Here is a 25,573-nt window from a genome sequence, read left to right as displayed (position 1 = left end):
AATTATTTCAGTGAATTAAATTTCTTTTCAATGTCAGTGATTTGTACCGCGCCAGGGAAACGGCTGCCATCTGTAAAGAATAAAGTTGGCGTGCCTGTAACTCCATAGGTCTTGGCAAAAGCCATATTCTTGTCTAGTGGCGTGCTGCAATCCCCTTTGCCACTAGGTGTAATACCGTTAATCATCCAATCCATATAGGCCTTATATGGATCTGCTGAGCACCAAATTTGCTTTGATTTTTGCGCAGAATCTGGTGACAAGATTGGAATTAGATAGGTATAGATGGTGACGTTATCCAGTTGCTGTAGTGATTTTTCTAAGCGCTTGCAGTAGCCGCAATTAGGATCAGAGAAAACAGCAAGCTGGCGACTACCATTGCCCCGAACATTTTTGATGGCGTTAGCAGGTGTTAGGTCGCTCCATTTAATACGATTTAAATCTGCCTGCCTTTGTTCAGTAATGTTTTTGCCGCTTGCAAGTTCAATGATTTCACCCTGAATTATGTATTTGCCTGAGGTGTCTGTATAAAAAATATCATTACCTACCAATACTTCGTATAGGCCAGATATAGGCGCTGGTGAAACACTTTTGACTTTGGCGTTAGCGCCTAATTTCTTCTGAATTTCTGTTTTGATTTGCTGTTCTGGTTGCGCATGCGCTAATCCAGCGCAAACAAGGCTGGCGCCAATAAAAGCAACCGTAGATAAGAATTTATTCAAAATCAATTTCTCCTAAAGCGCGTTCAATTAAGCGCTGTTTTATAAAGTGGCTTTTGTTCACAAGACCTAGACCCCAGTTGCGAAGTTGTCGTTCCGTATTACTGCTTGCAGAAAAAAGTTTTTTCAGTTTATCGGTAACCCACAAAAGGGCGCTGGTATCGCCTTGCCGTTGACGTTCATAGCGACGAAGTAACACGATGTCATTTGGTGATCGGAAGGACTCACGTTTACCCAAAATATTCAGTAAGACAGAAACATCACGAAGTCCTAAATTAAGGCCTTGCCCCGCGAGAGGATGCATGACATGCGCGGCATCGCCAATGAGCACAACCTTTGGGGATGCTTCTGGCCCGATAAATCGTTTGGCTCGAATTTTTCGCAAAGGATAGGCAGCTGGTATGGAGTTCAGGGTAAGTTCGCCCAACTGCTTAAGTATGACGCCATTCGCAATCGAGGCAAACTGATCTAGCCATTGGGTTTGATCAAGTTTTAATAAATCAGCTGCACGCTCGGGGGAGGTAGACCAGACCATGGAAACTTGTTTGCCTGGTAAAGGCAGCATGGCAACTATGTCACCACCAGGTAGGAACCACTGAAATGCGGTTTCTAGATGAGGGTAGGTGCAGAGCCAATTTGCTACCACCGCGCTTTGTGAATAACTTTCTTCGCTAGCTCTGATCCCAAGTTCGTTGCGAATGGGGGAATTAGCGCCATCGGCCGCAATTACCAGTTGTGCGCGGATGCTGCCACCATTTTTTAAATGCAAAGTACTTCCATCTGCATCCACGTAGATTTTTTCTACGACATCACTAATGCGTTCTAGCTTGTTTTGAAAACGTGATGCTTGATCAAGTGTGTGTTCAATTAAGTTGGACTCTCCAATCCAGGCAAGCTGAGGCGTTCCTGCTTCAAACGCCGAAAGGTGGAGTTGGTCATTTTTTTCGCCCCGATCACCATAAATGCGCATATCTCGGACAGGCTGCAGACGACCATGATCAAGAGCATCCCAAATTTGTAGGTGGGCTAGCAATTTTTGAGTACTTGGAGAAAAAGCGTAGATTCGTTGGCCCCATTGGGTGCCTTGTGGGCTAGCAACGCTTTGTCCTAAATCGGGGGCTATTTCAATGGTTTGCAGACCCAGTTGTGCTAGACCGAGGGCGCAAGCCTTACCAGCAATGCCTCCGCCGATCACAACAACGTCTGCTGTACGCATTTGAGGGGGGTGGCCTGAGGATTTGGGCAAGGAATTTAAGTGAACTTCTGACATAACTCGATGATATCGAAACCAGCCCCTTTACAATAAAGCCATGTCTTTGAAATGTGGCATCGTCGGCCTGCCTAACGTCGGCAAATCTACCCTCTTTAATGCGCTTACCAAGGCTGGAATCGCAGCGGAAAACTATCCTTTCTGCACGATTGAGCCCAATGTAGGCGTGGTTGAGGTTCCTGACCCCCGTTTAGCTGCACTGGCTGAGATCGTGAAGCCTGAGCGCATTCTGCCGGCAGCAGTCGAATTTGTCGATATTGCTGGTTTGGTGGCTGGCGCCTCAAAAGGCGAAGGTCTTGGCAATCAGTTTTTGGCGAATATTCGCGAAACCGATGCCATTACCCATGTGGTGCGGTGTTTCGAGGATCCAAACGTGATTCACGTTGCCGGAAAAATTGACCCAATTGCTGATATTGGCGTGATTGATACCGAGTTGGCTCTATCCGATTTAGCAACGGTTGAAAAAACCCTGAATCGCTCAAGCAAGGCTGCAAAGTCTGGCAATGACAAAGAAGCGGCCGCTTTGGTTGCTGTTCTAACTAAAGTTCAAGCTCATCTAGATTCGGCTTTGCCGGTGCGTAGTTTGAACTTAAGTGATGATGAAAAATTATTGATCAAACCTTTGTGTTTGATTACAGCTAAGCCTGCAATGTATGTTGCGAATGTGAAAGAGGACGGTTTCTCAAATAATCCCCATCTTGAAGCCGTCAAGCAACATGCCGCAAAAGAAAGTGCACCGGTTGTAGCTGTTTGCGCTGCAATTGAAGCAGAAATCGCTGACTTGGATGAGACTGATAAGATTGAGTTCCTGGCTGATCTGGGGATGGAAGAGCCGGGCTTGGATCGCGTGATTCGTGCGGGTTATTCATTGCTTGGTTTGCAAACTTACTTTACCGCTGGTGTTAAAGAAGTTCGTGCCTGGACTATTCACAAGGGTGATACGGCGCCACAAGCTGCCGGTGTTATTCATACAGATTTTGAACGTGGGTTCATTCGTGCCCAAACTATTTCTTATGATGACTTCGTTCAATTTAAAGGTGAGGCGGGCGCCAAAGAAGCAGGCAAAATGCGTGCTGAAGGCAAGGAATACGTTGTGAAGGACGGGGATGTATTGAACTTCTTGTTTAACGTCTAAGCAGTTCAAATCCAGCAAAATAAAAAAGCCCTGAAAAGGACTTTTTGCTTATGTAGCTCTAAGAAGTCGAGTGCTTATTAGACGGCTTTAACTGCTTTCTCTAAGCATTTAGAAATTTCTTCATAGCGCTTTAAGGCCATCTTAGTGGGCAACACTTCTTTTTTGCGGCCATCTGCATTGGCTGCCATTTTGATATAACCCATAGCGCTGAGATTTTTCAGACGACCATGCAAGGTGGCTTGTGAGCCGAGATCAGCAATAGAAATTAAATCACCAACCAAAATCGCTTGTTTGGCATGAGCGCAGGCAACAATCTTGTCCAGCAAACTTTCTTCTATGCAATCCAGTTTTTTCCCTGGATTGATACGATCAATAGCATCAATCAGATTAAGAAACTTAATGTAAGAAGAAGTTTTTGGAGTTGTCATATGTAATAGTAATTATTGGATATTAGCTTTTGAGCTAACATGAGTGTATTCCCAACCATTGATTTTAGCAATTGACGCACATCAATTAAAAATAATCCATACTGATTGCAATGTTTAAATTCTTCACAATTTCTTCAGAATGGTTTATTGGGTGTGCTGTTAGTGCAATAGCGTACGCATTTCTCTTTTATTTTAATGGTTGGCTAACAAATAGTTTGGTATTTGGTTTGGGGGTAAATTGGATTTATCTGCCTGCCGGCTTACGTTTATTTCTAACCTTGATTTTTGGTTTGCCTGGTGCCCTGGGAATTGCAATCGCCTCTTTTCTAATTAGTTATTACGGCGACTTCCCTCACGAATTAACTCTTTGTATTGGCATTGGATTGATTTCAGGATTTGCGCCGTACTTGGCCAGATATTTTGTATTTAGCAATCTGCGGCTTGAATCAGATTTGAGTAACCTCAATTTTCCTAAGTTAATAGCCTGTATTTTGATTTATGCCCTACTTTCAGCAGGTCTACATCAATGGTGGTTTTCTACTATGGCCCTAGAAGATACTGGTAGTGTCAATCACTTTGTAGTGATGTTTTTAGGCGATGTATTCGGCTCGCTACTGTTGATCTCGTTAATCAAATACTGCTTAGATCTCTTGAGAAAAGTTAGGCAAACAGCTCACTAAGAGCGGTGCCTGGGTCGGCTGCACGCATAAAGGCTTCACCCACCAAAAAGGCATTGACTTGATGTTCGCGCATGAGTTGAACATCGGCGCGACCCAATATCCCAGACTCCGTTACCAATGTTTTGCTACTTGGAACCATAGATAGCAGTGAGAGGGTAGTTTGCAGGGTTACCTCAAAAGTCTTGAGGTTGCGATTATTAATACCAAGTAGCGGTGTCTTGAGTTCCAGTGCCTGCTCCAGCTCTGGAGCATTGTGAACCTCGACCAAGACATCTAAACCAAGTTCGTGGGCGCAGGCTTCAAGCTCTATCATTTGATTGAGTTCTAAACAGGCCACGATTAATAGAATTGCATCTGCACCAATCGCACGAGCTTCATAAACTTGATATGGGTCTATGGTGAAGTCTTTACGTAAAACGGGAATGCTGCAAGCAGCACGAGCTTGCTGGAGGAAGTCGTTGCAGCCTTGAAAATAATCCACATCTGTTAGAACTGATAAACAAGCGGCGCCATGTTTTTCATAGGACTTGGCAATTTCTGCTGGTAAGAAATTCTCGCGCAAGATTCCCTTGCTAGGGCTCGCCTTCTTAATTTCGGTAATCACACCAGCTTTGCCAGCCGAAATCTTTCTCTCTATAGACTGAATAAAGCCTCTAGGCTTCAGAAGCGCGTCTAAATTATTTGCTTCGGCTTGCTCGCGTTGATTGGCAAGCGACACTTTATTGAGACAGTTGGCAACTTCAATCTTTTTAGTTGCAACAATTTTGTCGAGGATATCGCTCATGAATAATGACTTATTTAGATTGTGTTGCCGCTACGAATTCGTCTAGCTTCTGACGGGCAGCTCCTGATGCAATAGCGGCCTTAGCAAGCCCTACTCCGCTAGTAATATCTTTTGCCACGCCCGCAACGTAAAGCGTTGCACCTGCATTGAGGCAAACAATATCGCTTGCTGGACCTGGCTTGCCATCGAGAACCTCAAGAACAATCTTCTTGGACTCATCAGCGTTAGCCACTTTGAAGCCATTTGTTAAGGCTGTATTTAAGCCAAAGTCTTTTGGATGAATTTCATATTCACGCACTACGCCATCTTTGAGCTCTCCAACCAAGGTTGAGCCCTCTAATGAAATCTCATCCAGACCATCGCGTCCGTAAACAACTAAGGCATGTTCCATTCCTAGGGCTTGCAATACGCGAGCCTGAATGCCTACGAGATCAGGATGAAATACACCCATCAAGATGCGTTTTGCATCCGCGGGATTGGTGAGAGGTCCAAGAATGTTAAAGATCGTACGAACACCCAGCTGTTTGCGGATTGGCACCACATTCTTCATGGCTGGATGATGGTTTGGGGCAAACATAAAGCCTGCGCCTACCGTTGAGATGCATTTAGCTACTTGATCAGCGGACAGAGCAAGATTAACGCCAAGCGCTTCTAAAACATCGGCGCTACCGGACTTACTGCTCACACTGCGGTTACCGTGTTTAGCAATCTTTGCTCCCGCGCCTGCTGCGACAAACATCGCCGCAGTCGAGATATTGAATGTATGCGCGCCATCGCCGCCTGTGCCTACGACATCGACTAAGTGACTGCGGTCCTCTACTTTTACGGAGGTCGCAAACTCACGCATTACTTGTGCGGCAGCAGCGATTTCACCAACCGTTTCTTTTTTAGTGCGAAGTGCAACCAATAATCCAGCAACCAACTCTGGCGACATCTCTCCGCTCATGATGAGGCGCATCATGGCCGTCATCTCATCATGGAAGAGTTCGCGATGTTCAATGCAGCGTTGTAAGGCTTCTTGCGGAGTAATTGGCATAGCGCTGTAGTTAAGGTTGCTTATTTGTTTTGTAAAAAATTCTTGAGTAAGGCATGACCATGCTCAGAAAGAATGGACTCTGGATGAAACTGCACGCCTTCAACTGCCAGTTCCTTGTGGCGTACACCCATAATCTCCCCATCAGACGATGTTGCAGTTACTTCTAACATCGCAGGCAGGGAGCTTTTCTCAATAGCGAGAGAGTGGTAACGAGTCACTTTAAATGGATCGGGCAAATTTTTAAATACACCAACACCAGTGTGATGAATGCTGTCGGTTTTTCCGTGCATTACCTTTTGGGCGCGAATGACTTTGCCGCCAAATGCTTCACCAATTGCTTGATGACCTAAGCAAACTCCAAGAATCGGAATTTGTCCGGCATAGCGCTTGATAGTTTCAACTGAGATCCCTGCTTCTGCTGGGCTACATGGCCCAGGTGAGATACAGATCCGAGCAGGATTGAATTTGGCAATATCCTCAACGGTAATTTCATCATTGCGAAATACCTTTACCTCTTCACCCAGTTCTGCAAAATACTGAACAAGGTTATAGGTAAAAGAATCATAGTTATCAATCATTAGGAGCATCAAGTCCTCCTTGTACTAAATCTGCCGCAGTCAAAACTGCGCGTGCTTTTGCCTCTGTTTCTTTCCATTCGGCAGTCGGGTCAGAGTCGGCTACGACACCTGCGCCTGCTTGAGAGTGCAGCATGCCATCGCGAATAACGCCCGTACGAATAGCAATGGCTACATCCATATCTCCGGAGAAGGAGAGATAGCCAACTGCGCCACCATATACGCCGCGCTTCACTATTTCCATCTCATCAATGATTTCCATAGCGCGAATTTTTGGCGCGCCTGACAAGGTGCCTGCTGGGAAGGTGGCTCTCAATACATCCATATTGCTCATATTGTCTAAAAGATTGCCCTCTACTGAACTCACAATATGTTGAACATGTGAGTATTTTTCGATAGACATAGAGTCAGTTACCTTGACTGAGCCCGTTTTGGCAATTCGACCCACATCATTGCGTGCCAAATCAATCAGCATGACGTGTTCAGCGATTTCTTTAGGATCTGCAAGGAGTTCTTTGGCTAGTCGCACATCTTCCTCGGGGTTTGCTCCGCGAGGACGGGTGCCAGCCAGCGGACGTATGGTCACAATCTTCTCGGCAGCGCGTTTTTCTTGGCGAACCAGAATTTCAGGAGATGAACCAACAATTTGCATATCCCCAAAGTCGTAGAAGTACATGTATGGGGACGGGTTGAGTGAGCGTAAGGCTCTATAAAGAGCCAACGGCGAATCTGTAAATGGTTTGCTGATACGCTGACCAATTACAACCTGCATGCAATCACCGGCCAAAATATATTCTTTAGTTTTAAGGACTGCATTTTCAAAATCAGCAGCCTTAAATTTACGAATGAGTTCTGTTTTGATGCTCGGTAAAGACGCAGGCATATTTGCCGATTTACCAAGACATGTCATTAGTTCTTTTAAACGCTCTTGGGCTTTTTCAAAGCCATCACTAATGCTTGGGTCTGCATAAACTATGAAGTAAATTTTTCCAGCGACGTTATCAATCACTGCTAACTCTTCAGTCAGCATGAGTTGAATATCGGGTACACCCAATTCATCAGGTAGTTGATGTTTAGTTAGGCGTGATTCGATGTAACGGACTGTGTCATAGCCAAAATAACCCGCTAAGCCACCACAAAAACGTGGCATATCTGGTTGTAGCGCAACCTTAAATCGTTTGAAATAAGAATCTACAAAGTCGAGCGGATTGTCGGTGTTGCTTTCAACGATTCTTCCATTTGTGACTACTTCATTAATCGGCGCAGTAGGTGTGCCGACGGTTCTGACGATTGTCTTAGCAGGTAGGCCAATAAAGGAGAAGCGGCCGAAACGCTCGCCACCCAAAACGGATTCCAACAGATAAGTATTTTTTGAACCAAACGCTTGGCTGAGTTTTACGTAAAGCGACAATGGTGTTTCAAGATCGGCCAAGACCTCCTTAATAAGAGGAATGCGATTGAAACCCTCTTTAGCTAGGGCATTAAATTCCTCGCGTTGCATTAGGATCTTCCTGACTTTCCTAATTCAGCACGCATTGCATCAATTACTTTTGCATAATTTTCTTTGCCATAAATTGCTGAGCCGGCAACAAAAGTATCGGCACCCGCTTTTGCAACTTCGGCAATATTGTCAACCTTAATGCCACCATCTACTTCAAGGCGAATCTGTCGACCTGTCTCGGCTTGGTAGTGATCGAGGCGCGCGCGAACTTGAGCAATCTTATTGAGGGTGCTTGGAATAAATGATTGACCACCAAATCCTGGATTAACTGACATGAGCAATACCAAGTCAATGAGCTCCAATGTGTGATCAAGATGATCTAGTGGAGTTGCTGGATTAAATACAAGACCTGCTTGGCAACCTTGGTCACGAATGAGGTTCAGTGTTCGATTGACATGCGGACTAGCTTCAGGATGAAAGCTAATTAAATTAGCACCAGCTTTGGCAAAGTCAGGAACAATGCGATCTACTGGTTCGATCATCAAGTGCACATCAATCACTGCTGGCTTGCCATCTTTGATCGCATATGGACGAATAGCCTCGCAAACTAAGGGGCCAATGGTGAGATTGGGAACATAGTGGTTATCCATCACATCAAAGTGAATCCAATCAGCGCCCGCTACTAAAACGTCTTGTACTTCCTTGCCCAGACAGGCGAAGTCAGCAGACAAAATCGATGGGGCAATAACAAATTGGCTATTTGAGGATGTTTTTTGGCTTTCCATCCCTAGATTTTAGCTTGCAGTTGATCTTAGGATGGAGCAGAATTCGACCATGAATCCCCACGAAATCAGCATAACGGTCAAAGCCCAGTATCTTCCAGAGCAATCTGACCCTGATAACCGTCAATTTGCCTTTGCTTACACCGTCACCATACGAAATACGGGCACGGCCAGTATTCAGCTGATAGCACGTCATTGGTTTATTACAGATGGGGATAACGACGTCCAGGAGGTCCGTGGCCTGGGGGTTGTAGGTCAACAGCCGCTTTTGCGCTCTGGGGAGCATTTTGAATATACCAGTTGGGCTACTTTGCCCACTCCTGCAGGGACAATGCGTGGGGAGTACTTCTGTGTGACTGAGGATGCCCAGTTCTTTCAGGCCCCTATTCCTGAGTTTGCCCTGGTGATGCCCCGTACCTTGCACTAGCGCAAGGCGGGGTCACAGAGACTATTTTTTGCCTTTGCCTGTCCAGAGGACAATAAACAACAATAGTCCTAAGGCAACGGCGCCCTCAAAGATAAACAGTAGCATTGGGTATTCATCGAGTAAATTGGCAATCATGATTTCTAAATTTAAATATGTTTCATTAAGTGTATTCGCAATATTGGTCGTTAGCTTGATTGCGGGATGTTCCACTCCCCCCACTCGCGGCACGGGATATCGCTCAAGCGGCTCTGGTGCCTCGTCACCAGGTTACAGCTCTTCTATTGCAAGTTTTAGTGCTGTCTCTTGGCAGGTGCTACCTGGATGGCAAGAGGATGATTTATCTCAAGCATGGCCTGCATGGTTAAAAAGCTGTGATGCTTTACGCAAGAAAAGTAGCGAAGTAAATTGGCGTCAAGTGTGCGCTCAAGCGAGTAGTGTTTCAGGTCGTGACACACAGGCCGTTCGTAAATATTTTGAAAGTAATTTTCAAGTTTATGAAATTCGCACAAGCTCTGGAAGTGACACGGGTTTAATTACTGGCTATTACGAGCCAGTCATGAATGGTTCACTCACTCGCACTAGTACATACAATGTACCGCTCTATGGCTACCCAAGCGCGTGGCGTAAATCAAAACCGAATCCTGGGCCCACTCGTGCAGAGCTTATGAGTTCTGGGGTTTTAAAGGGATCCGAAATTGCGTGGGTACAAGATCCTGTAGCAGCCGCCTCCATGCAAATTCAGGGCTCTGGAAAAATTCGCCTGGAAGATGGGCGCATCCTGCGTCTTGGTTTTGCTGGAACCAACGATCAGCCATTCAAATCATTTGCGCAATGGTTATTAGATCGTAAAGAAATTACGCGTAGCGAGGCAACGATGCAAGGCATTTCGCAATGGGCTAAACGTAATCCTGATCGAGTTAACGAAATGCTAAATGCTAACCCGCGTTTTGTTTTCTTTAAAGAGTTGCCTGGTAATGTGGCAGCAGATTTAGGTCCCAACGGAGCATTAGGTGTTCCGCTTACTGGTGAGCGCAGCATTGCTGTTGATTTGCAGGCTTTACCTTTGGGCGCGCCAGTATTTTTAGCTACAACGAAGCCGTTGAGTAATCAGCCTTTGCAAAAGCTGGTAATGGCGCAAGATACTGGTAAAGCCATTGTGGGCGGCGTCAGGGCAGACTACTATTGGGGATCAGGGGATTCTGCTGGAGAGATGGCAGGTCGCATGAAACAAAACGGCAGGATGTGGCTGTTACTTCCACGTTAATGAATTCTTACTACTGAAAGAAATAAATGAGCTACAAAACAATTTTGACTGAAGTGGATGGCAAGGTTGCAACGATCACTTTGAATCGCCCTGAAGTATTGAACGCCTTAAATGACCAATTGATGGAAGAACTTGGCGCTGCATTATTGGCTTTTGATGCAGATGACAATATCGGTTGCATGATTGTTACTGGCAGTGAAAAGGCATTTGCTGCTGGAGCGGATATCGCATCCATGGCGAAGTATGGATTAAAAGATGTTTATCGCGGTGACTTTATTACCCGCAATTGGGAAGAAATTAAAAAAGTCCGTAAGCCTGTAATCGCTGCCGTATCCGGCTATGCGCTCGGCGGTGGCTGTGAGCTCGCCATGATGTGCGACACCATAATGGCTGCGGATAACGCGAAGTTTGCTCAACCAGAAGTGAAACTAGGCATCATTCCTGGCGCTGGCGGTACACAACGTTTGCCACGTGCAGTATCGAAAGCAAAAGCTATGGATTTAGCTTTGACAGGCCGCATGATGGATGCTGCCGAAGCTGAGCGCTCTGGTTTGGTCGCTAGAATTTTCCCGCAAGCAGATTTATTGAAAGAGGTAAAAGTAATTGCTAAAGGAATTGCAGACATGCCTTTGTTGACTGCGATGATGGTGAAAGAAAGTATTAACACAGCCTATGAGACTACATTGTCTGAAGGTATTCATTTTGAGCGCCGTCTCTTTCATGCATGTTTCGCAACAAATGATCAGAAAGAGGGTATGGCCGCATTCATGGAAAAGCGCCCAGCTAAATTTACCAACTCTTAATTACAGAAAATCAAAAAAGAATTTAGTTTTTTTCTAGGAAGCGTTGAGCTAGTTTGACCCAATAGCTCACGCCAACTGGAATCAAAGAATCATTAAAGTCGTATGAAGGATTATGTAGGTGGCAGGGACCCATGCCATGACCTACGGAGCGATGATCACCGTCGCCATTTCCAAGGAAAACATAGCAACCTGGCTTTTCCAACAACATAAACGCAAAGTCTTCTGCGCCCATCGTAGGGTCAATTGAAGCGTTTACATTTTGCTTGCCAACCAATTCACTCATGACCTCAGTGGCAAATTCCACTTCGTTGGCGTGATTAATCAGTGGCGGGTAATTTCTAGCAAATGTGATTTCTGCTTGGCAATCGAACGCGCTCGCAACACTGTGTGCGATTTCTCGTAGGCGTTGTTCAATGAGATCTAAGACGTCCAATGTAAATGTGCGTACCGTGCCACCAATGAAGGCGCTATCTGGGATGACATTGCTAGTTTCACCCGCATGAAATTGCGTAATTGATAAAACAGCGGCGTCAACAGGACGCTTATTTCTTGTGATGATGCTTTGCAATGCAAGCACAACTTGTGCGCCAGTAAATACGGGATCTGCGCTGTTGTGAGGAAGAGCAGCGTGACCACCTTTGCCTGTGATGGTGATTTCGAAAGTATTGCTAGATGCCATCATCGGTCCAGGCGTTACGCCAAAGTGACCTTCTGCCAAGCCTGGCCAATTGTGTAAACCAAATACAGCATCACATGGGAATTCTTTGAAGAGCCCATCTTTGATCATTTCATTTGCGCCCGCACCACCTTCTTCGGCGGGCTGGAAAATAAAAATCACCGTACCTTTGAAGTCACGATGATTTGATAAATACTGTGCAGCACCAAGGAGCATGGCAGTGTGACCATCATGACCACATGCATGCATTTTCCCGGGATTTTTTGAGGCATGCGCAAAGTTATTGTGCTCTTGTAATGGCAGTGCATCCATATCAGCGCGTAGACCAATCATCTTGCCGGGCCCTAAGTCGCCATCTAAGCGACCGACTACTCCAGTTTTCCCCATCCCGCGGTAAACGGTAATGCCCCAGCTAGAAAGTGCCTCTGCGACTAAATCAGACGTACGGTTCTCTTCGAAACGCAATTCAGGGTGTGCATGAATATTGCGTCGAATTTCTTGAATGGCTTCTGCGGATTCGGTAATTTCTGGAAGTAAATGCATCCCTTCATCTTATCCGAAAGTCTTTTGATATGTCTCTAGGAAACAATTAACGCTGATTATTGATTGGGTAATTGAATGTGCTTTGCAGCAAAATGCAAAGCCTCAACTGAATATGGGCTATCAGTAGTTTTTTGTAGCTCATTTGGCAGTGACGGGATAAGGCCTAAAAATGGAGCTTCAATTCTGGCTTGCAGGGTCTGGAGGTTTTCCTGCAGAAGTGGCATCTCCTCCGCAAGGGTGTTGGCAATCCATCCGGTAATCTTTAAATTTCGTACTTTGATTGCTTCATACGTAAGCAGGGCGTGATTAAGGCAGCCTAATTTCATACCCACAACAAGAATAATTGGCAAATCAATCTTCTTTGCAAACCCACCTAAATCTTCATCTTTATTTATAGGTATTAGTAAGCCGCCAGCACCCTCAACCACAACACAGGCAGCATACTTTTGAATATCTTTAAAAGCGTTAGTCATCACGCTCATTTCAAGCTTTAGCCCTTGCTGTGCCGCTACTATGTGAGGGGCAGCTGGTTGATCCAGTACATAAGGGCATAGGCTCAATTCGTTATGACCTAAGTCAGATGCAATGCGTAGTGTTTCTAAGTCTTCATTGAGGGTGATACCACTTGTATCTTTGTAGGTGCCAGCAACAACGGGTTTAAAGCCAATGACGTTTATTTTCTGTTCGCGCAATTTCACAATGAGTGCGCCGCTGACCAAAGTTTTTCCAACTTCGGTATTGGTGCCAGTTACAAAAAATCCAGTCGACTTATTCATGGGATGTATTTTGGATTGCTATTTGCTCAATGGTTTTTAAGGTAGCAATTAGCTGACGTAAATCTGCCTCACTATGATTTGCTGAGAAGGTAATTCTCAATCGCGCACTCCCAATGGGTACGGTCGGTGGACGAATGGCTGGAATCCAATAGCCTGCCTCATCTAGCAACTTAGCGGCTAGCAAAGCATTAGCATTGCCGCCCAAAATAACAGGCTGAATGGCGGTGCAAGAGGGAACCTTTTCCCACTGAGCAAAATGCATTTCATCTTGCCAAATGCAAATGAGTTTATTGAGTTGGGTACGGCGATTGCTTCCCTCATCGCCCTCGATGATGTCTAGGCTCTTTGAGAGTGTGTGTGCAATTGCTGGTGGAGTAGCAGTACTGTATATAAAGGGGCGACCTTTTTGGATAAGCCACTCAATCAGGGTTGCATGCGCACAAACAAAAGCACCACTAACACCTGCAGCCTTCCCAAGCGTGCCGATATACACGATGCGATCTGACGAGATATTTTCTTGCTCCAATATTCCGTGACCGTGCTTGCCCAGAACCCCAAAGCCATGGGCATCATCCACCAATAGCAATGCATCATATTGATTTGCAATTTCTAATAATCGCTTAACGGGAGCAAGATCACCATCCATGCTAAAGACGCCATCCGTGACGATTATCTTAAGTGGGTTTTGATCAGCCTTTAGTAATTCACTTAATGAATTGGTATCTTCATGATTAAACAAGCGAACAAGCGCATTGGTTTGCGCACTTGCTAGGCGAACACCATCAATCAAAGACGCATGGTTTAACTTTGCTGAATAGATGCTGGTGGTTCCACGCGGCGCAAGTCTTGCAAAGGCTGTAATCGCTGTCAGATTAGCAAGGTATCCGGTACTAAAAAAGAGTGCACGTGCATCTGGAATATATTGCTTCTGAAAATCTGCCAATTTACTTTCAAGAATTTCATGCGCCATGCTGTGGCCGCTGATGAGATGAGATGCGCCGCTACCAACGCCATACTGGGTAGCACCTTCGGCAAGAGCTTGAACGAGATCGGGATGATTTGCCAGACCTAGATAGTCATTGCTGCAGAAAGCCTTTAATTCACGCCCATTAACTATTGCTTTGGTATCGCATGGAGATTCAGTCGCTCTGAGTTTTCGCTTTAGTAATTGCAAATCCAAATCTGCAATTTGTTCTTGAGCTAAATTAAGGGCATTAAATGCGTTCGTCATACCAATGTCTTATTGAGGGCAAGCTGTACTGCTTTGCCTAATTGCACCATTTCTTCCGACGACAGAATATAGGGGGGCATTACATAAATCGTATTGCCAATTGGTCTAATTAATACGCCTTTTTCTAAGCTATTGGCAAACATGCTGCGTGCAAAAGTTTTAGGATCTTTGAGGCAGTCATTTTTAATGTCAAATGCCAAAATCATTCCCTGTTGACGCCAATGCTCAATTCGAGGGTCGGTCTTTGCCCAGGCAAATGCGTTTGCTAGATCTTGCGAGCGCTCAATGTTTTTTTCTAGTACGTTTTCAGATTCGAAAATCTCAAGACAAGCTAAAGCTGCAGCGCATGCTAGCGGATTGCCAGTGTATGAGTGGGAGTGTAAAAACCCTTGTGATGTTTGGTCACCATAAAACGCTTGGTAAATCTGATTGGTAGTAAGGCACAGAGATAGTGGCAAGTAACCGCCACTAATTCCCTTGGAGAGCGTTAAGAAGTCTGGCCAGATATCAGCATGTTCACAGGCGAAGAACTTACCGCTCCGCCCACAGCCAACAGCAATCTCATCTGCAATCAGATGCACTTCATAGCGATTGCATAGCTCTCTGACTAGGCGTAGATATTCTGGAGAGTGCATAGCCATTTGTCCGGCGCATTGCACTAAGGGTTCGACAATAATGGCGGCTATCTGTTGATGCTCTTTTGCAAATAATTTTTCAAGTTGTATGGCTGCCTGTTTTGCCGCATCTTCAGGGGTCTCGCCAACTTTTGCTTTGCGCGCATCAGGGGATGTGACTGTGTAGACATCTTGTAGTAGCGACCCGTAAGCTTCTCTGAAAATAGCTACATCAGTAACTGCTAAGGCGCCTAGCGTTTCTCCGTGATAACCATTCTCAACACAAACAAATTTTTTCTTTTGTGGTTTGTTATTGAGCTGCCAATAGTGATGACTCATCTTTAGTGCAATCTCAACAGCAGATGCGCCATCGGATGCATAAAAGACGTGACCTAAATGATGTTTTGTTAGTGCTGAAAGTTTTTCAGATAATTCAACTACTGGTGGATGCGTAAATCCTGCGAGCATCACATGCTCAATTTTGTCTAGCTGCCGAATGATTGCTTGATTGATGTGTGGATTGGAATGGCCAAATAAATTAGTCCACCAAGAACTAATGGCATCCAGTAGGGCATTTCCGTTTTCGTCATAGAGCCAAGCACCTTTACCTTTTGTAATTGCAACTAACGGAAAAGACTCATGCTGCTTCATTTGAGTGCAGGGGTGCCAAACAGCGGCTAGGCTGCGATCAACGAGTGCAGCTTGATTTAAATCAGAAATAACCTTCATGTTCGGTATTTGACCACTAGTTTTCGCAACTTCAGGCCTGTATCTGTTATGTTTATGTCTTGAATCTACCTAATTTCTGGAATTTGCCCATGCAGGACACTCAAACCGTTGAAAAACCTCTAACCCAGTTCAAATCGAAGGCTGAATTGCATCAAGGTGTAAATGCCGAGATTACAGCATCTGGAAAGTGGTCGGTGGCTGAAATTGAGGCCTTATTTGCACTTCCTTTTAATGAATTGATGCTAAAAGCCCAAGAGATCCACAAGGCTTATTTCCCTGAGGGTGATGTGGAATTGGCTACCTTATTGTCAATTAAGACGGGCGGCTGTCCTGAAGACTGCGGCTATTGCCCACAAGCGGCGCGTTATGACACTGACGTTAAGGCCGAGAAGTTAATGGGCTTGGAAGAGGTTTTGGAGGCTGCTAAAGCGGCTAAAGCGGCTGGATCTAACCGTTTCTGTATGGGTGCTGCTTGGCGTGAGCCCAAGGATCGCGATATTGAAAAAGTGACCGCCATGATTAAGGGTGTAAAGGCCTTAGGCCTTGAAACCTGTGCTACCTTGGGCATGCTGGAAGCTGATCAAGCTCAGGCCCTCCAAGAGGCTGGCCTGGACTTCTATAACCATAATTTAGATACCAGCGAAGATTTTTACCGCTCAGTGATTTCTACCCGTGGTTACCAGGATCGTTTGGATACGATTTCGAATGTCCGCGCTGCCGGTATGTCCGTTTGTTGTGGCGGAATCGTAGGCATGGGCGAATCGAGGGAGCAGCGAGCTGCCTTTCTGGCGCGCTTAGCTAATCTGAGTCCATATCCAGAATCAGTACCCATTAATCATTTGGTGCCGGTGGCTGGCACACCTTTAGCGGATCAAAAGCCATTAGATCCACTTGAGTTTGTTCGAACCATTGCCGTTGCTAGGATCACGATGCCTAAAGCTCGTGTGCGTTTGTCGGCTGGTCGTCAAGAGCTCGGTAGAGCAGTCCAGGCAATGTGTTTCTTGGCTGGCGCTAACTCAATTTTCTATGGTGAGCAACTGCTCACTACCGGTAATCCTGAGGCAGAACAAGACCGCACGCTCTTGGCTGAGCTTGGCCTCAAGACTAAACAGAGCAGTAAAGCAGAGGTTTTAATCTAACTTTTGTCGCGAATGTCCCCGATAGATCGCCTCATTCTGGAGTTTGATACTGCCCTTCGGTCGATAGTTGGGGGTGCCAATGCTCAAAGACCAACCCCGGGGTCAGATTTTGCGAATCATTCCGGTCTGGATGCTGCCGAACGAAAACATGCTGCTGGACTCATGCGCATAAATCACGTTGGTGAAGTTTGTGCGCAAGCGTTGTATCAATCGCAAAAATTAGTCGCTCGAAATTCAGATATTCAAGAGATGTTAGATCACTCTGGCCGCGAAGAAATGGATCACCTGGCGTGGTGTGAAACTCGCCTACAAGAGCTTGGATCACATACTAGTTATCTCAATCCTCTTTGGTATGCGGGATCCTTTGCGATCGGCATGGCAGCAGGCTTAGCGGGCGATAAGTGGAGTTTAGGATTTGTTGCTGAAACAGAGAAACAAGTTGAGAATCACTTAGAAAGTCATCTCGAAAAATTGCCTCAAGAGGATCAACGTTCACGTGCAATTGTTGATCAAATGCGTATTGATGAGATTGCTCATGGACAGGCCGCAAAAAATGCAGGCGGTGCAAATTTGCCAGAACCTGTTCAGAAAATAATGCAGGCAATGTCTAAGTTAATGACCACTACTGCTTACAAAATTTAAAACAGAAATACGATTAACTCTTGAAAATTAATTTCTGATTAATTTTGATATATTTTTTTGATATTACTGTTTATAAATACAGTATATTTTGGGATTATCTAGCCCAATAGCTAAGATTTATTCTTAAGTATATTTTCCAAGCCATTGTTTCAAGTAGCTATTTTACTAACACCATTTTCTGAACACACGACGCTAAGTGTTTGTAAACACTAGAGAAATTCCTAAAAAAACTCCCAAAAACACTTGACCCTCTTAGTGCGATCCTCTAAAGTGGGAAGAAGTGTGAAAAAGTGGGGTAAATGGTGTTTCAAGGTGCGTCAGCTCTCAATTTAGATGCAAAAGGCCGCATGTCTGTGCCGGCGAAGCATCGTGACGCCTTGTTGGTACAAGGCGAGGGCCGAATCACGCTCACAAAACACCCCGATGGCTGCCTACTTCTTTTCCCTAGACCTGAGTGGGAAACCTTTAGAGCGCGAGTTGCGCAGCTTCCGATGGATGCTCATTGGTGGCGTCGCATCTTCTTGGGTAACGCAGCGGAAATGGACTTAGATAGTGCTGGTCGCGTATTGGTCAGTCCAGAATTGCGCGCAGCAGCTGGAATAGAAAAAGAAGTGATTTTGCTCGGCATGGGCAGTCACTTGGAATTGTGGGATGCAGCAACATACGCTGCAAAAGAACAGGCTGCAATTGCGCAAGGCATGCCTGAAGTACTCAAGCAATTTAATTTTTGATGACAGGGTGCTATGAACATATCTCATCGCCCAGTGTTGCTGGCCGAGGCGGTGACGGCGCTAGTTGGCTGCCCACTGATTCAAAATCAAAATTCAGCAAAGCAAATTTTGGTAATCGATGGAACCTTCGGGCGCGGCGGTCATACTCAAGCGCTACTCAAAGAATTGAATCCATCGGCACGTATGATTTCTTTCGACAAAGATTTAGATGCGATCGCAGTAGCGCAGCAAATCAACGATCCGCGCTTGAAAATTGTGCACGACAGTTTTGCGCAGATGGATCAGTACGCGGAAGCGGAATCGGTCGATGGAATTTTGTTGGACTTGGGAATCAGCTCGCCGCAAGTGGACGAGGCGCATCGGGGATTTTCTTTTCGACGCGAAGGTCCACTCGATATGCGCATGAATACCGACCATGGATTAACTGCAGCAGAGTGGTTGGAGCAAGCACCGCTAGAGGAAATCACACACGTGATTAAGACTTATGGAGAAGAACGCTTTGCATTTCAGATTGCTAAGGCCATTGTGGCCAAGCGCGAAGAAGGCTTGTCTCCAAAAACTACAACCGATTTAGCTAGTCTTGTAGCAAGTGTTGTACGCACACGTGAAGTAGGTCAAGATCCAGCAACTAGAACATTTCAAGCTCTGCGCATTTTTATCAATCGTGAGCTAGAAGATTTGGAGCTCGGTTTAAGAGCAGCATTGAAATTATTAAAGCCTGGCGCAAGACTAGCAGTGATTAGTTTTCACTCCCTTGAAGATCGCATCGTTAAGAAGTTTATGCAAGCGCATGCCAAAGTAGAGGTGCCTCGTGGCTTGCCTGTGCGCGAAAAAGATTTGCCGCAAAGCGCGCTTGAAATCATTAGTCGGGTTAAACCCAGTGATGCAGAGGTATCTGAAAATCCTCGAGCACGATCAGCAATTATGCGTGTCGCTGAAAAACGTATGGGGGTGGTTGCATGAATCGTGCAACATTGACCTTGCTCGCATTGTTATTAATTTGCGCCCTATCTTTAGTGGCAGCACAGCAGCGTGCGCGCAAGTTATTTATTCTGCAGGAACGCGCACAGATTGAAGAGCGCAAGTTAAATCAAGAATGGTTACGTCTTGAATATGAACAACGTAATCTTTCGAAGTCCGCACGTATTCGCGATGTTGCGCGCAATCAATTGCGGATGTCTCCAATTTCTCCTGAACGCACTTTGTATCTGAGGGAGACTAAATGAGGCCGGTTGGTTTTTCTACTACGCCTAATTTAGTGTTGCGTCTGCCAATGTGGCGGTCGCGTTTAATGCTATTCCTCTTATTCTTTGTTTTCATGATGCTTTTGCTACGTGCATTTTGGATTCAGGGGCCAGGTAATGCATTCTATGAAGCAAAAGGTGTGCGAGGTACTCAGCGTGAGCTAGAGTTGCCTGCAAGCCGTGGAAAAATTTTAGATCGCAATGGTCAAGTTATTGCAACTAGTCTGGAGGCTAAATCTGTTATCGCCTACAACGACACCGTGCCTGATGATTTGGCAGCAGATAAAGTGCAAAAGCTAGCAAGTCTTTTGCGAATGAGTGAATCTGATTTACGCAAGAAATTAAAAGATGAGCGCAAGCAGATCTTCTTAAAGCGTCAGGTGGATCCAGCGGTTGCGCAACAAATTAAGCTATTAGAAATTCCAGGCATTGGTTTAAATAATGAATATCGTCGCTTTTATCCGGAAGGCGAGGCGATGGCACACGTGGTTGGCTTTACGAACGTAAACGATAAAGGCCAAGAGGGCATGGAGCTTTCGAGAGAGAAAGATCTTGCTGGACACCCAGGGCAGAGACGTGTAGTGGTTGATCGTCTTGGGCGCGTTGTTGATGAGATGGCTATTTTGCAGTTGCCACAAAATGGCAAGGACTTGAATCTTTCGATTGATAGCAAGATTCAGTTCCTCGCCTATAACGCAGTAAAAGATGCAGTTGAAAAGCATCGCGCTAAAGCTGGTGGTGCAGTAGTGCTTGATACACAAACGGGCGAGATTTTAGCTTTGGCAAACTATCCAAGCTACAACCCGAATGATCGTAGAGTATTAACTGGTGAGCAATTACGTAATCGGGTATTAACGGACACCTTTGAGCCTGGCTCAACAATGAAACCGTTAACGATTGCAATTGCATTGGAAAAAGGTGCGGTCAAGCCTGATACCAATATGGTGATTGGCGCTAAATATTTAATTGGTCCTAAGCCAATTACCGATACGCATCCTTATGAAAATTTAACTGTCTCGCAAATTATTCAAAAGTCCAGCAACATTGGAACGGCAAAGATTGCAATGAATAGTCTTTCTGCGGAAGAGATGTGGGATTTCTATACAGCAGTTGGATTTGGTCAAGCGCCAAAAATTGGTTTTCCTGGTGCTGTAGCTGGAACGGTACACCCATTTAAAAAGTGGATGCCTACCGATCAGGCGCGTATTGCCTTTGGTTATGGCATTTCCGCTTCCTTGTTTCAGGTGGCTCGTGCCTACACAGTTTTTGCCCGTGACGGTGAATTGGTTCCGCTGACGATTGAGCGTAGTCCAGAATTTAAGCCAGGCACAAAAGTTCTTTCTCCTAAAACTGCAATAGAAATGCGCGCCATGATGGAGTTAGTTACTGAGCCTGGAGGTACCGCTATTAAGGCTCAGGCTGAAGGTTTTCGTGTAGGCGGCAAGACTGGAACGGCGCATAAGTTAGTTGGCAAAGGATATGGCAACAAATACCGCGCCTACTTTGCAGGCCTTGCTCCCATTAGTGCACCACGTATTGTGGTTGCAGTCATGATTGATGAGCCTACCGGTGGAAGTCACTATGGTGGTGATGTCGCGGCACCAGTTTTCTCGACCATTGTGAGCGAAACACTACATACCTTAAATGTATTGCCAGATAACAAGGTGAAGCAGATGGTATTGCATGACAAGAGTCTACACGAGATTCAGTCTGCAAATGCTCAAGCTCAACATGTGGTTTTAAAACGATGAGGGTGGACTTGAAAATAGACACCAATCAGTTGATTGACCACTTACACACACTAGCGAATTCCTCCGCAAAAGTGTGTGCGGATAGTCGCCAGATTCAGTCTGGCGATATCTTTTTTGCCTATCCTGTAGGCCATGGCAATGTATTTCGCGATGGACGTCAATTTATTCATGCTGCTTTAGAAAATGGTGCAGTAGCTGCGGTGTTTGATCCTGCGGGTATGGACAATCAATTTGTTGATCACCCACAATGCTTCGCAGTTGAAAATCTTGCTACAGAGGTGGGTCGGTTGTGCTCTCAGTGGTACGGGAATCCCAGCAAAGATTTGAGCATTATTGGTGTTACTGGCACTAATGGAAAAACAAGTATTACTCAGTGGCTTGCTCAGGCTTTAGATGCCAGCAATCATCGCACTGCGGTTTTAGGAACTCTGGGAACCGGCTTTCCAGGTGCTTTGGTTCAAACTGGCTATACAACTCCAGATGCTCCAAAGTTACAAACTCAGCTAGCAGAGTTGCGCAGCGCAGGTGCAAAGCAAGTAGTCATGGAAGTATCTTCACATGCACTGGATCAAAATCGAATTGCTGGTACTGAGTTAAATTGCGCGGTCTTCACCAATCTCACGCAAGATCATTTAGATTATCACGGCAGCATGGCCGAGTACGCTGAGGTGAAAGCAAAGTTATTTCAGCAGTCCGGACTTAAGCATGCGGTCATTAATTTAGATGATGCTTTTGGTCGTGAGTTAGTAATGAATCTATTGAATAAAAACGATTTGAAGGTTTGGGCATATGCTTTATCGCCATCAGCCTTTGAGAGCTTTGAAAAATTTGGCGACCGATTGCACCGTATTTATGCAAAGGAAAGTGCGTTGAGTAGTACAGGCTACGATTCCACTTTTGTTTATGGCAATGTAGGTAGTGCTCAATTGCACATCCCGTTATTGGGTGAATTTAACTTAAGTAATTCGCTGGCAGTATGGGCAGTATTGCTTACTCAAGGTATGAGCTGTGAACTTGCCTCGCAAAAAGTAAGTCAATTAAATCCGGTGATTGGGCGCATGGAGCTAATTCAGATTGGCAAGCCTCAAAAAACAGAGGGTTTATTGGCGGTTGTCGATTACGCACATACTCCAGATGCTTTAGAGAAAACTTTGCAGGCTTTGCGACCTATTGCAGACCAGCGTGGCGGAAGCATTTGGTGTGTATTTGGTTGTGGCGGTGACAGAGATGCTGAAAAGCGATCGTTGATGGGTGCTGTTGCAGAGCGTTATGCCGATCAAATTTTGATTACTAGCGATAATCCGCGTTCAGAGGATCCGCAAGCCATCATGCAAATGATCCGTAGTGGCCTAAAAGATGATGCAACAAATGTTCAGATAATTGCCGATCGTGCTGCCGCCATTATGGCTGCTGTACGACATGCAAATGCTCGCGATATTGTTTTGGTGGCCGGTAAGGGTCATGAAACGACCCAAGAAATCAATGGCAAGAAATTTGATTTTTCTGATCAGGAACATATTCGCTTGGCTGCCGGAGGTGGAATTTAATGTCCATCATGACAACGCTTGCTCAAGCACATGCCATGCTGCCTAAAAGCAAGCTAATTAATGTCTCCGAAGATGCTGCTCAGAAGTTAGCCATTTCTCGAGTGGGTACTGATAGTCGTCAAATAGAGCGTAATGAATTATTTATAGCTTTGGTTGGCGAGCGCTTTGATGCACATGACTTCTTATCTGATGTTGCGAAAGCAGGCGCAGGTGCTGCGCTAATTAGTAGTCAAGATAAATGTCCGGCTGATTTGCCAGCAATTTGTGTTTCGAATACACGTGTTGGTTTAGGAAATTTAGCCAAAGCATGGCGCGCTAATCATCCCATTCCTTTGGCTTTAGTTACGGGTAGTAATGGCAAGACTACCGTTAAGGAAATGATTGCTTCTATTTTCAAGGCTGCCGTTGGCGAACAACACACCCTGGTAACCAAAGGCAATTTGAACAATGATATTGGTTTGCCATTAACCCTCTTAAAGCTAAGTTCAACTGATCGTCTAGCAGTTGTTGAGCTTGGTATGAATCATCCAGGTGAAACGGCACAGTTAGCTGCTATCGCTCAAGCTAATATTGCGTTAATTAATAACGCCCAGCGTGAGCATCAAGAGTTTATGGCAACAGTAGCTGCTGTAGCTGAAGAGCACTCCGATGCAATTCGTGCTTTACCAAGCGATGGCATCGCTGTATTCCCGGCGGATTCAGAATTTGCAAATGTTTGGCACCAGGCTGCTGCAGGACGCAAGGTTATTGATTTTGTTCTGTCATCTGTACAGACCAAGGCATCAGCCACAGTGACTGGCACCCTATTAAATAATGGTTTAGTGCAGATTAAAACTGAACAAGGCGGCATCGAGGTTCAGCTAAATACCTTGGGTAGCCATAATGTTCGCAATGCTCTAGCAGCAAGTGCAGTAGGGATTGCAGCTGGTGTAAGTCTTGAAAAAATTAAGCAGGGTCTCGAATCTTTCTCGCCAGTCAATGGACGTATGCAAGCTAAGGCAATTGATTCCAACCGAACCCTTATTGATGATAGCTATAACGCTAATCCTGATTCTGTAAGAGCGGCTATTGATGCTTTAAAGCAATCAGGAAATTTATCTTGGTTGATCTTGGGTGATATGGGCGAAGTTGGCAATCAAGGTCCAGAGTTTCATCGGGAAGTTGGTGCGTATGCTGCTGAACAGGGAGTTACCAAGCTCTTTGCCTTAGGCGAGCAATGCCAATTCGCACTCCTAGGATTTAATGAAGTTAGTAAAGATCTTGCAACTGCATCCCAGGCAAAACATTTTGCGGATATAGATTCACTAATTGTGCAATTAAGAGATGCGCTTCATGCCCAGTCCAGTGGCAGCAATCAGCATTTAAATATTTTGGTTAAAGGTTCACGATTTATGCGCATGGAGCGTGTAGTGCAGGCCTTGTTAGAGGAGGCTAAAACATGCTCTTAATGTTGGCGCAATGGTTGCAGGATGATTTCGGATTTTTCCGAGTGTTTAACTACATCACTTTTAGAGCGGTGATGGCAACGGTGACTGCATTGTTAATCGGTTTGGCTGCGGGACCTTGGGTTATTCGCAAACTCACTGCTCTAAAGATGGGTCAAGCAGTAAGAACAGACGGACCGCAAACGCATTTAGTGAAATCAGGCACGCCGACAATGGGTGGCGTTTTGATTTTGATTGGCATCTTTATTTCATGCATGCTATGGGCGGATCTTAGCAATCGATTTATTTGGATTGTGATGATTGTGACCTTTGGCTTTGGTTTAGTGGGTTGGGTCGATGACTATCGTAAGGTCGTCTACAAAGATCCTAAAGGCATGGCATCGAAAGAAAAATTCTTTTGGCAAACTTTGATTGGCTTGTTTGCCGCCATCTACCTTGCGTTCTCTGTTTCAGAGGTCAATAACCTCAAGGTGTTGCAATTGTTCTATGAGTGGCTCAGAAGCGGATTTGCTCTAGACCTACCAGCAAAAACCAACTTGCTATTACCGTTTATGAAGGAAGTGAGCTACCCATTGGGAATTATGGGTTTCATTATTTTGAGTTACTTAGTAATTGTTGGAAGTAGTAATGCGGTGAATTTAACCGATGGTCTTGATGGCTTAGTCATCATGCCAGTCATTCTGGTAGGTGCTGCATTAGGTGCTTTTGCTTATGTGATGGGTAATGCAATCTATGCAAAGTACCTCCTCTTCCCTTACATACCTGGTGCTGGTGAGTTAATGATTTTCTGTGGCGCTATGGGCGGCGCAGGATTAGCATTCCTTTGGTACAACACCCACCCAGCTCAAGTATTTATGGGTGATGTAGGTGCGCTAGCTTTAGGCGGAGCACTCGGCACTATTGCTGTCATTGTTCGCCAAGAAATTGTGTTGTTTGTGATGGGTGGCATATTTGTTGCCGAAACCCTTTCAGTCATGTTGCAAGTGTTTTGGTTCAAAGTAACCAAAAAACATTTTGGCGAGGGCCGTCGTATTTTCCGAATGGCACCATTGCATCATCATTTTGAATTAGGTGGTTGGAAAGAAACGCAAGTAGTTGTGCGCTTCTGGATCATCACGATTCTCTTAGTTTTAATTGGCTTATCTAGCTTGAAGTTACGGTGAT

General features: G+C 45.3%; 26 protein-coding genes. 14 read left to right on the top strand and 12 right to left on the bottom strand.

Annotated elements, in window-relative coordinates:
* Positions 1–2: 2 nt before the first annotated feature.
* Both ICE93_RS01180 and ICE93_RS01175 read right to left on the bottom strand, forming a co-directional pair.
* Positions 3–719: a DsbC family protein gene (locus ICE93_RS01180; RefSeq protein ID WP_216184713.1), complete on the bottom strand. Its 717-nt coding sequence runs from the start codon at positions 717–719 to the stop codon at positions 3–5.
* A complete protein-coding gene (locus tag ICE93_RS01175; RefSeq protein WP_255554432.1) occupies positions 712–1,932 on the bottom strand; it encodes an FAD-dependent monooxygenase in 1,221 nt (406 codons plus the stop codon). Before ICE93_RS01175 ends, ICE93_RS01180 begins: the two co-directional genes overlap by 8 nt.
* A 94-nt stretch (positions 1,933–2,026) precedes the next feature.
* On the opposite strand from ICE93_RS01175, the gene ychF reads away from it, so the two are divergent.
* Positions 2,027–3,121, top strand: coding sequence for a redox-regulated ATPase YchF (gene ychF / locus ICE93_RS01170; protein WP_216184706.1), 1,095 nt, complete (start codon positions 2,027–2,029; stop codon positions 3,119–3,121).
* A 77-nt stretch (positions 3,122–3,198) separates the two neighbouring features.
* Here ychF and ICE93_RS01165 read toward each other — a convergent pair whose 3' ends face one another.
* Positions 3,199–3,549 (bottom strand): hypothetical protein, encoded by a 351-nt coding sequence (locus ICE93_RS01165; RefSeq protein ID WP_216184702.1) that lies wholly within the window; start codon positions 3,547–3,549, stop codon positions 3,199–3,201.
* 110 nt (positions 3,550–3,659) lie between these two features.
* Between ICE93_RS01165 and ICE93_RS01160 the strand changes: the two genes are divergently transcribed.
* Positions 3,660–4,229, top strand: a complete 570-nt coding sequence (locus ICE93_RS01160; RefSeq protein ID WP_216184699.1) for a hypothetical protein — start codon at positions 3,660–3,662, stop codon at positions 4,227–4,229.
* On the opposite strand, the gene trpC is transcribed toward ICE93_RS01160, so the two are convergent.
* From trpC to rpe, 5 genes are read right to left on the bottom strand one after another with little or no spacing between them, the layout of a single operon-like run.
* On the bottom strand, positions 4,210–5,013 hold the full coding sequence (gene trpC, locus ICE93_RS01155) for an indole-3-glycerol phosphate synthase TrpC (protein WP_216184697.1): 804 nt from the start codon (positions 5,011–5,013) through the stop codon (positions 4,210–4,212). The two genes, ICE93_RS01160 and trpC, sit on opposite strands and share 20 nt — an antisense overlap.
* A gap of 10 nt (positions 5,014–5,023) precedes the next feature.
* Positions 5,024–6,049: an anthranilate phosphoribosyltransferase gene (trpD, locus tag ICE93_RS01150; protein ID WP_216184694.1), complete on the bottom strand. Its 1,026-nt coding sequence runs from the start codon at positions 6,047–6,049 to the stop codon at positions 5,024–5,026.
* Positions 6,050–6,069: 20 nt separating this feature from the next.
* A complete protein-coding gene (locus ICE93_RS01145) occupies positions 6,070–6,636 on the bottom strand; it encodes an aminodeoxychorismate/anthranilate synthase component II (protein ID WP_216184691.1) in 567 nt (188 codons plus the stop codon).
* A complete protein-coding gene (trpE, locus tag ICE93_RS01140) occupies positions 6,620–8,125 on the bottom strand; it encodes an anthranilate synthase component I (protein WP_216184689.1) in 1,506 nt (501 codons plus the stop codon). Before trpE ends, ICE93_RS01145 begins: the two co-directional genes overlap by 17 nt.
* Positions 8,125–8,850, bottom strand: coding sequence for a ribulose-phosphate 3-epimerase (gene rpe / locus ICE93_RS01135; RefSeq protein WP_216184687.1), 726 nt, complete (start codon positions 8,848–8,850; stop codon positions 8,125–8,127). The genes trpE and rpe overlap by 1 nt, the downstream gene beginning before the upstream one ends.
* A 49-nt stretch (positions 8,851–8,899) precedes the next feature.
* Here rpe and apaG point away from each other — a divergent pair, with 49 nt between their 5' ends.
* From apaG to ICE93_RS01120, 3 genes are all read left to right on the top strand, one after another.
* Positions 8,900–9,274, top strand: coding sequence for a Co2+/Mg2+ efflux protein ApaG (apaG, locus tag ICE93_RS01130; RefSeq protein ID WP_216184684.1), 375 nt, complete (start codon positions 8,900–8,902; stop codon positions 9,272–9,274).
* A 133-nt stretch (positions 9,275–9,407) separates the two neighbouring features.
* Positions 9,408–10,538 carry a murein transglycosylase A gene (locus ICE93_RS01125; protein WP_216184682.1) on the top strand — a complete coding sequence of 377 codons (1,131 nt, stop codon included), beginning with the start codon at positions 9,408–9,410 and terminating at the stop codon, positions 10,536–10,538.
* 26 nt (positions 10,539–10,564) lie between these two features.
* A complete protein-coding gene (locus ICE93_RS01120; protein WP_216184680.1) occupies positions 10,565–11,341 on the top strand; it encodes an enoyl-CoA hydratase in 777 nt (258 codons plus the stop codon).
* A gap of 22 nt (positions 11,342–11,363) precedes the next feature.
* Here ICE93_RS01120 and ICE93_RS01115 read toward each other — a convergent pair whose 3' ends face one another.
* The 4 genes from ICE93_RS01115 to bioA are packed head-to-tail and all read right to left on the bottom strand — an operon-like array spanning position 11,364 to position 15,910.
* Entirely contained in the window at positions 11,364–12,560 is a 1,197-nt protein-coding gene (locus ICE93_RS01115) for a M20 aminoacylase family protein (protein ID WP_216184677.1), read from the bottom strand.
* Positions 12,561–12,616: 56 nt separating this feature from the next.
* Positions 12,617–13,336, bottom strand: coding sequence for a dethiobiotin synthase (gene bioD, locus ICE93_RS01110; RefSeq protein ID WP_216184675.1), 720 nt, complete (start codon positions 13,334–13,336; stop codon positions 12,617–12,619).
* A complete protein-coding gene (locus tag ICE93_RS01105) occupies positions 13,329–14,567 on the bottom strand; it encodes an 8-amino-7-oxononanoate synthase (protein ID WP_216184672.1) in 1,239 nt (412 codons plus the stop codon). The genes bioD and ICE93_RS01105 overlap by 8 nt, the downstream gene beginning before the upstream one ends.
* A complete protein-coding gene (gene bioA, locus ICE93_RS01100) occupies positions 14,564–15,910 on the bottom strand; it encodes an adenosylmethionine--8-amino-7-oxononanoate transaminase (protein WP_216184669.1) in 1,347 nt (448 codons plus the stop codon). The genes ICE93_RS01105 and bioA overlap by 4 nt, the downstream gene beginning before the upstream one ends.
* 89 nt (positions 15,911–15,999) lie before the next feature.
* Between bioA and bioB the strand changes: the two genes are divergently transcribed.
* From bioB to mraY, 9 genes are all read left to right on the top strand, one after another.
* Positions 16,000–17,049 (top strand): biotin synthase BioB, encoded by a 1,050-nt coding sequence (gene bioB, locus ICE93_RS01095; protein ID WP_216184667.1) that lies wholly within the window; start codon positions 16,000–16,002, stop codon positions 17,047–17,049.
* A 12-nt stretch (positions 17,050–17,061) separates the two neighbouring features.
* Entirely contained in the window at positions 17,062–17,691 is a 630-nt protein-coding gene (gene coq7, locus ICE93_RS01090) for a 2-polyprenyl-3-methyl-6-methoxy-1,4-benzoquinone monooxygenase (RefSeq protein WP_216861286.1), read from the top strand.
* 302 nt (positions 17,692–17,993) lie between these two features.
* Positions 17,994–18,422, top strand: a complete 429-nt coding sequence (gene mraZ / locus ICE93_RS01085; RefSeq protein ID WP_216188189.1) for a division/cell wall cluster transcriptional repressor MraZ — start codon at positions 17,994–17,996, stop codon at positions 18,420–18,422.
* A gap of 12 nt (positions 18,423–18,434) precedes the next feature.
* Positions 18,435–19,385, top strand: coding sequence for a 16S rRNA (cytosine(1402)-N(4))-methyltransferase RsmH (gene rsmH / locus ICE93_RS01080; protein ID WP_216184664.1), 951 nt, complete (start codon positions 18,435–18,437; stop codon positions 19,383–19,385).
* Positions 19,382–19,648, top strand: coding sequence for a cell division protein FtsL (ftsL, locus tag ICE93_RS01075; RefSeq protein ID WP_216184662.1), 267 nt, complete (start codon positions 19,382–19,384; stop codon positions 19,646–19,648). Before rsmH ends, ftsL begins: the two co-directional genes overlap by 4 nt.
* Complete coding sequence (locus ICE93_RS01070; protein ID WP_216184659.1) at positions 19,645–21,417, top strand: penicillin-binding protein 2; 1,773 nt, start codon at positions 19,645–19,647, stop codon at positions 21,415–21,417. The genes ftsL and ICE93_RS01070 overlap by 4 nt, the downstream gene beginning before the upstream one ends.
* On the top strand, positions 21,414–22,964 hold the full coding sequence (locus ICE93_RS01065) for a UDP-N-acetylmuramoyl-L-alanyl-D-glutamate--2,6-diaminopimelate ligase (RefSeq protein ID WP_216184657.1): 1,551 nt from the start codon (positions 21,414–21,416) through the stop codon (positions 22,962–22,964). Before ICE93_RS01070 ends, ICE93_RS01065 begins: the two co-directional genes overlap by 4 nt.
* The gene (murF, locus tag ICE93_RS01060) at positions 22,964–24,412 is read left to right on the top strand and encodes a UDP-N-acetylmuramoyl-tripeptide--D-alanyl-D-alanine ligase (RefSeq protein ID WP_216184655.1); all 1,449 of its coding nucleotides are present in this window, start codon (positions 22,964–22,966) and stop codon (positions 24,410–24,412) included. The genes ICE93_RS01065 and murF overlap by 1 nt, the downstream gene beginning before the upstream one ends.
* A complete protein-coding gene (gene mraY, locus ICE93_RS01055) occupies positions 24,403–25,572 on the top strand; it encodes a phospho-N-acetylmuramoyl-pentapeptide-transferase (RefSeq protein WP_216184653.1) in 1,170 nt (389 codons plus the stop codon). The genes murF and mraY overlap by 10 nt, the downstream gene beginning before the upstream one ends.
* Position 25,573: the final 1 nt, after the last annotated feature.

This window comes from Polynucleobacter sp. MWH-HuK1 (assembly GCF_018881815.1).
Classification (GTDB): Bacteria; Pseudomonadota; Gammaproteobacteria; order Burkholderiales; family Burkholderiaceae; genus Polynucleobacter.
This window is presented reverse-complemented; position numbering and strand designations above follow the sequence as displayed.

Coding starts and splice junctions, on each gene's coding strand:
- ICE93_RS01105 (WP_216184672.1), bottom strand. CDS start 14,567: ATGACGAACGCATTTAATGCCCTTAATTTAGCTCAAGAACAAATTGCA.
- rpe (WP_216184687.1), bottom strand. CDS start 8,850: ATGGAAAGCCAAAAAACATCCTCAAATAGCCAATTTGTTATTGCCCCA.
- ychF (WP_216184706.1), top strand. CDS start 2,027: ATGTCTTTGAAATGTGGCATCGTCGGCCTGCCTAACGTCGGCAAATCT.
- ftsL (WP_216184662.1), top strand. CDS start 19,382: ATGAATCGTGCAACATTGACCTTGCTCGCATTGTTATTAATTTGCGCC.
- bioB (WP_216184667.1), top strand. CDS start 16,000: ATGCAGGACACTCAAACCGTTGAAAAACCTCTAACCCAGTTCAAATCG.
- ICE93_RS01145 (WP_216184691.1), bottom strand. CDS start 6,636: ATGCTCCTAATGATTGATAACTATGATTCTTTTACCTATAACCTTGTT.
- ICE93_RS01070 (WP_216184659.1), top strand. CDS start 19,645: ATGAGGCCGGTTGGTTTTTCTACTACGCCTAATTTAGTGTTGCGTCTG.
- murF (WP_216184655.1), top strand. CDS start 22,964: ATGTCCATCATGACAACGCTTGCTCAAGCACATGCCATGCTGCCTAAA.
- ICE93_RS01065 (WP_216184657.1), top strand. CDS start 21,414: ATGAGGGTGGACTTGAAAATAGACACCAATCAGTTGATTGACCACTTA.
- trpD (WP_216184694.1), bottom strand. CDS start 6,049: ATGCCAATTACTCCGCAAGAAGCCTTACAACGCTGCATTGAACATCGC.
- trpE (WP_216184689.1), bottom strand. CDS start 8,125: ATGCAACGCGAGGAATTTAATGCCCTAGCTAAAGAGGGTTTCAATCGC.
- trpC (WP_216184697.1), bottom strand. CDS start 5,013: ATGAGCGATATCCTCGACAAAATTGTTGCAACTAAAAAGATTGAAGTT.
- ICE93_RS01125 (WP_216184682.1), top strand. CDS start 9,408: ATGATTTCTAAATTTAAATATGTTTCATTAAGTGTATTCGCAATATTG.
- ICE93_RS01175 (WP_255554432.1), bottom strand. CDS start 1,932: ATGCGTACAGCAGACGTTGTTGTGATCGGCGGAGGCATTGCTGGTAAG.
- apaG (WP_216184684.1), top strand. CDS start 8,900: ATGAATCCCCACGAAATCAGCATAACGGTCAAAGCCCAGTATCTTCCA.
- bioD (WP_216184675.1), bottom strand. CDS start 13,336: ATGAATAAGTCGACTGGATTTTTTGTAACTGGCACCAATACCGAAGTT.
- ICE93_RS01115 (WP_216184677.1), bottom strand. CDS start 12,560: ATGCATTTACTTCCAGAAATTACCGAATCCGCAGAAGCCATTCAAGAA.
- bioA (WP_216184669.1), bottom strand. CDS start 15,910: ATGAAGGTTATTTCTGATTTAAATCAAGCTGCACTCGTTGATCGCAGC.
- mraY (WP_216184653.1), top strand. CDS start 24,403: ATGCTCTTAATGTTGGCGCAATGGTTGCAGGATGATTTCGGATTTTTC.
- ICE93_RS01165 (WP_216184702.1), bottom strand. CDS start 3,549: ATGACAACTCCAAAAACTTCTTCTTACATTAAGTTTCTTAATCTGATT.
- ICE93_RS01120 (WP_216184680.1), top strand. CDS start 10,565: ATGAGCTACAAAACAATTTTGACTGAAGTGGATGGCAAGGTTGCAACG.
- ICE93_RS01160 (WP_216184699.1), top strand. CDS start 3,660: ATGTTTAAATTCTTCACAATTTCTTCAGAATGGTTTATTGGGTGTGCT.
- coq7 (WP_216861286.1), top strand. CDS start 17,062: ATGTCCCCGATAGATCGCCTCATTCTGGAGTTTGATACTGCCCTTCGG.
- rsmH (WP_216184664.1), top strand. CDS start 18,435: ATGAACATATCTCATCGCCCAGTGTTGCTGGCCGAGGCGGTGACGGCG.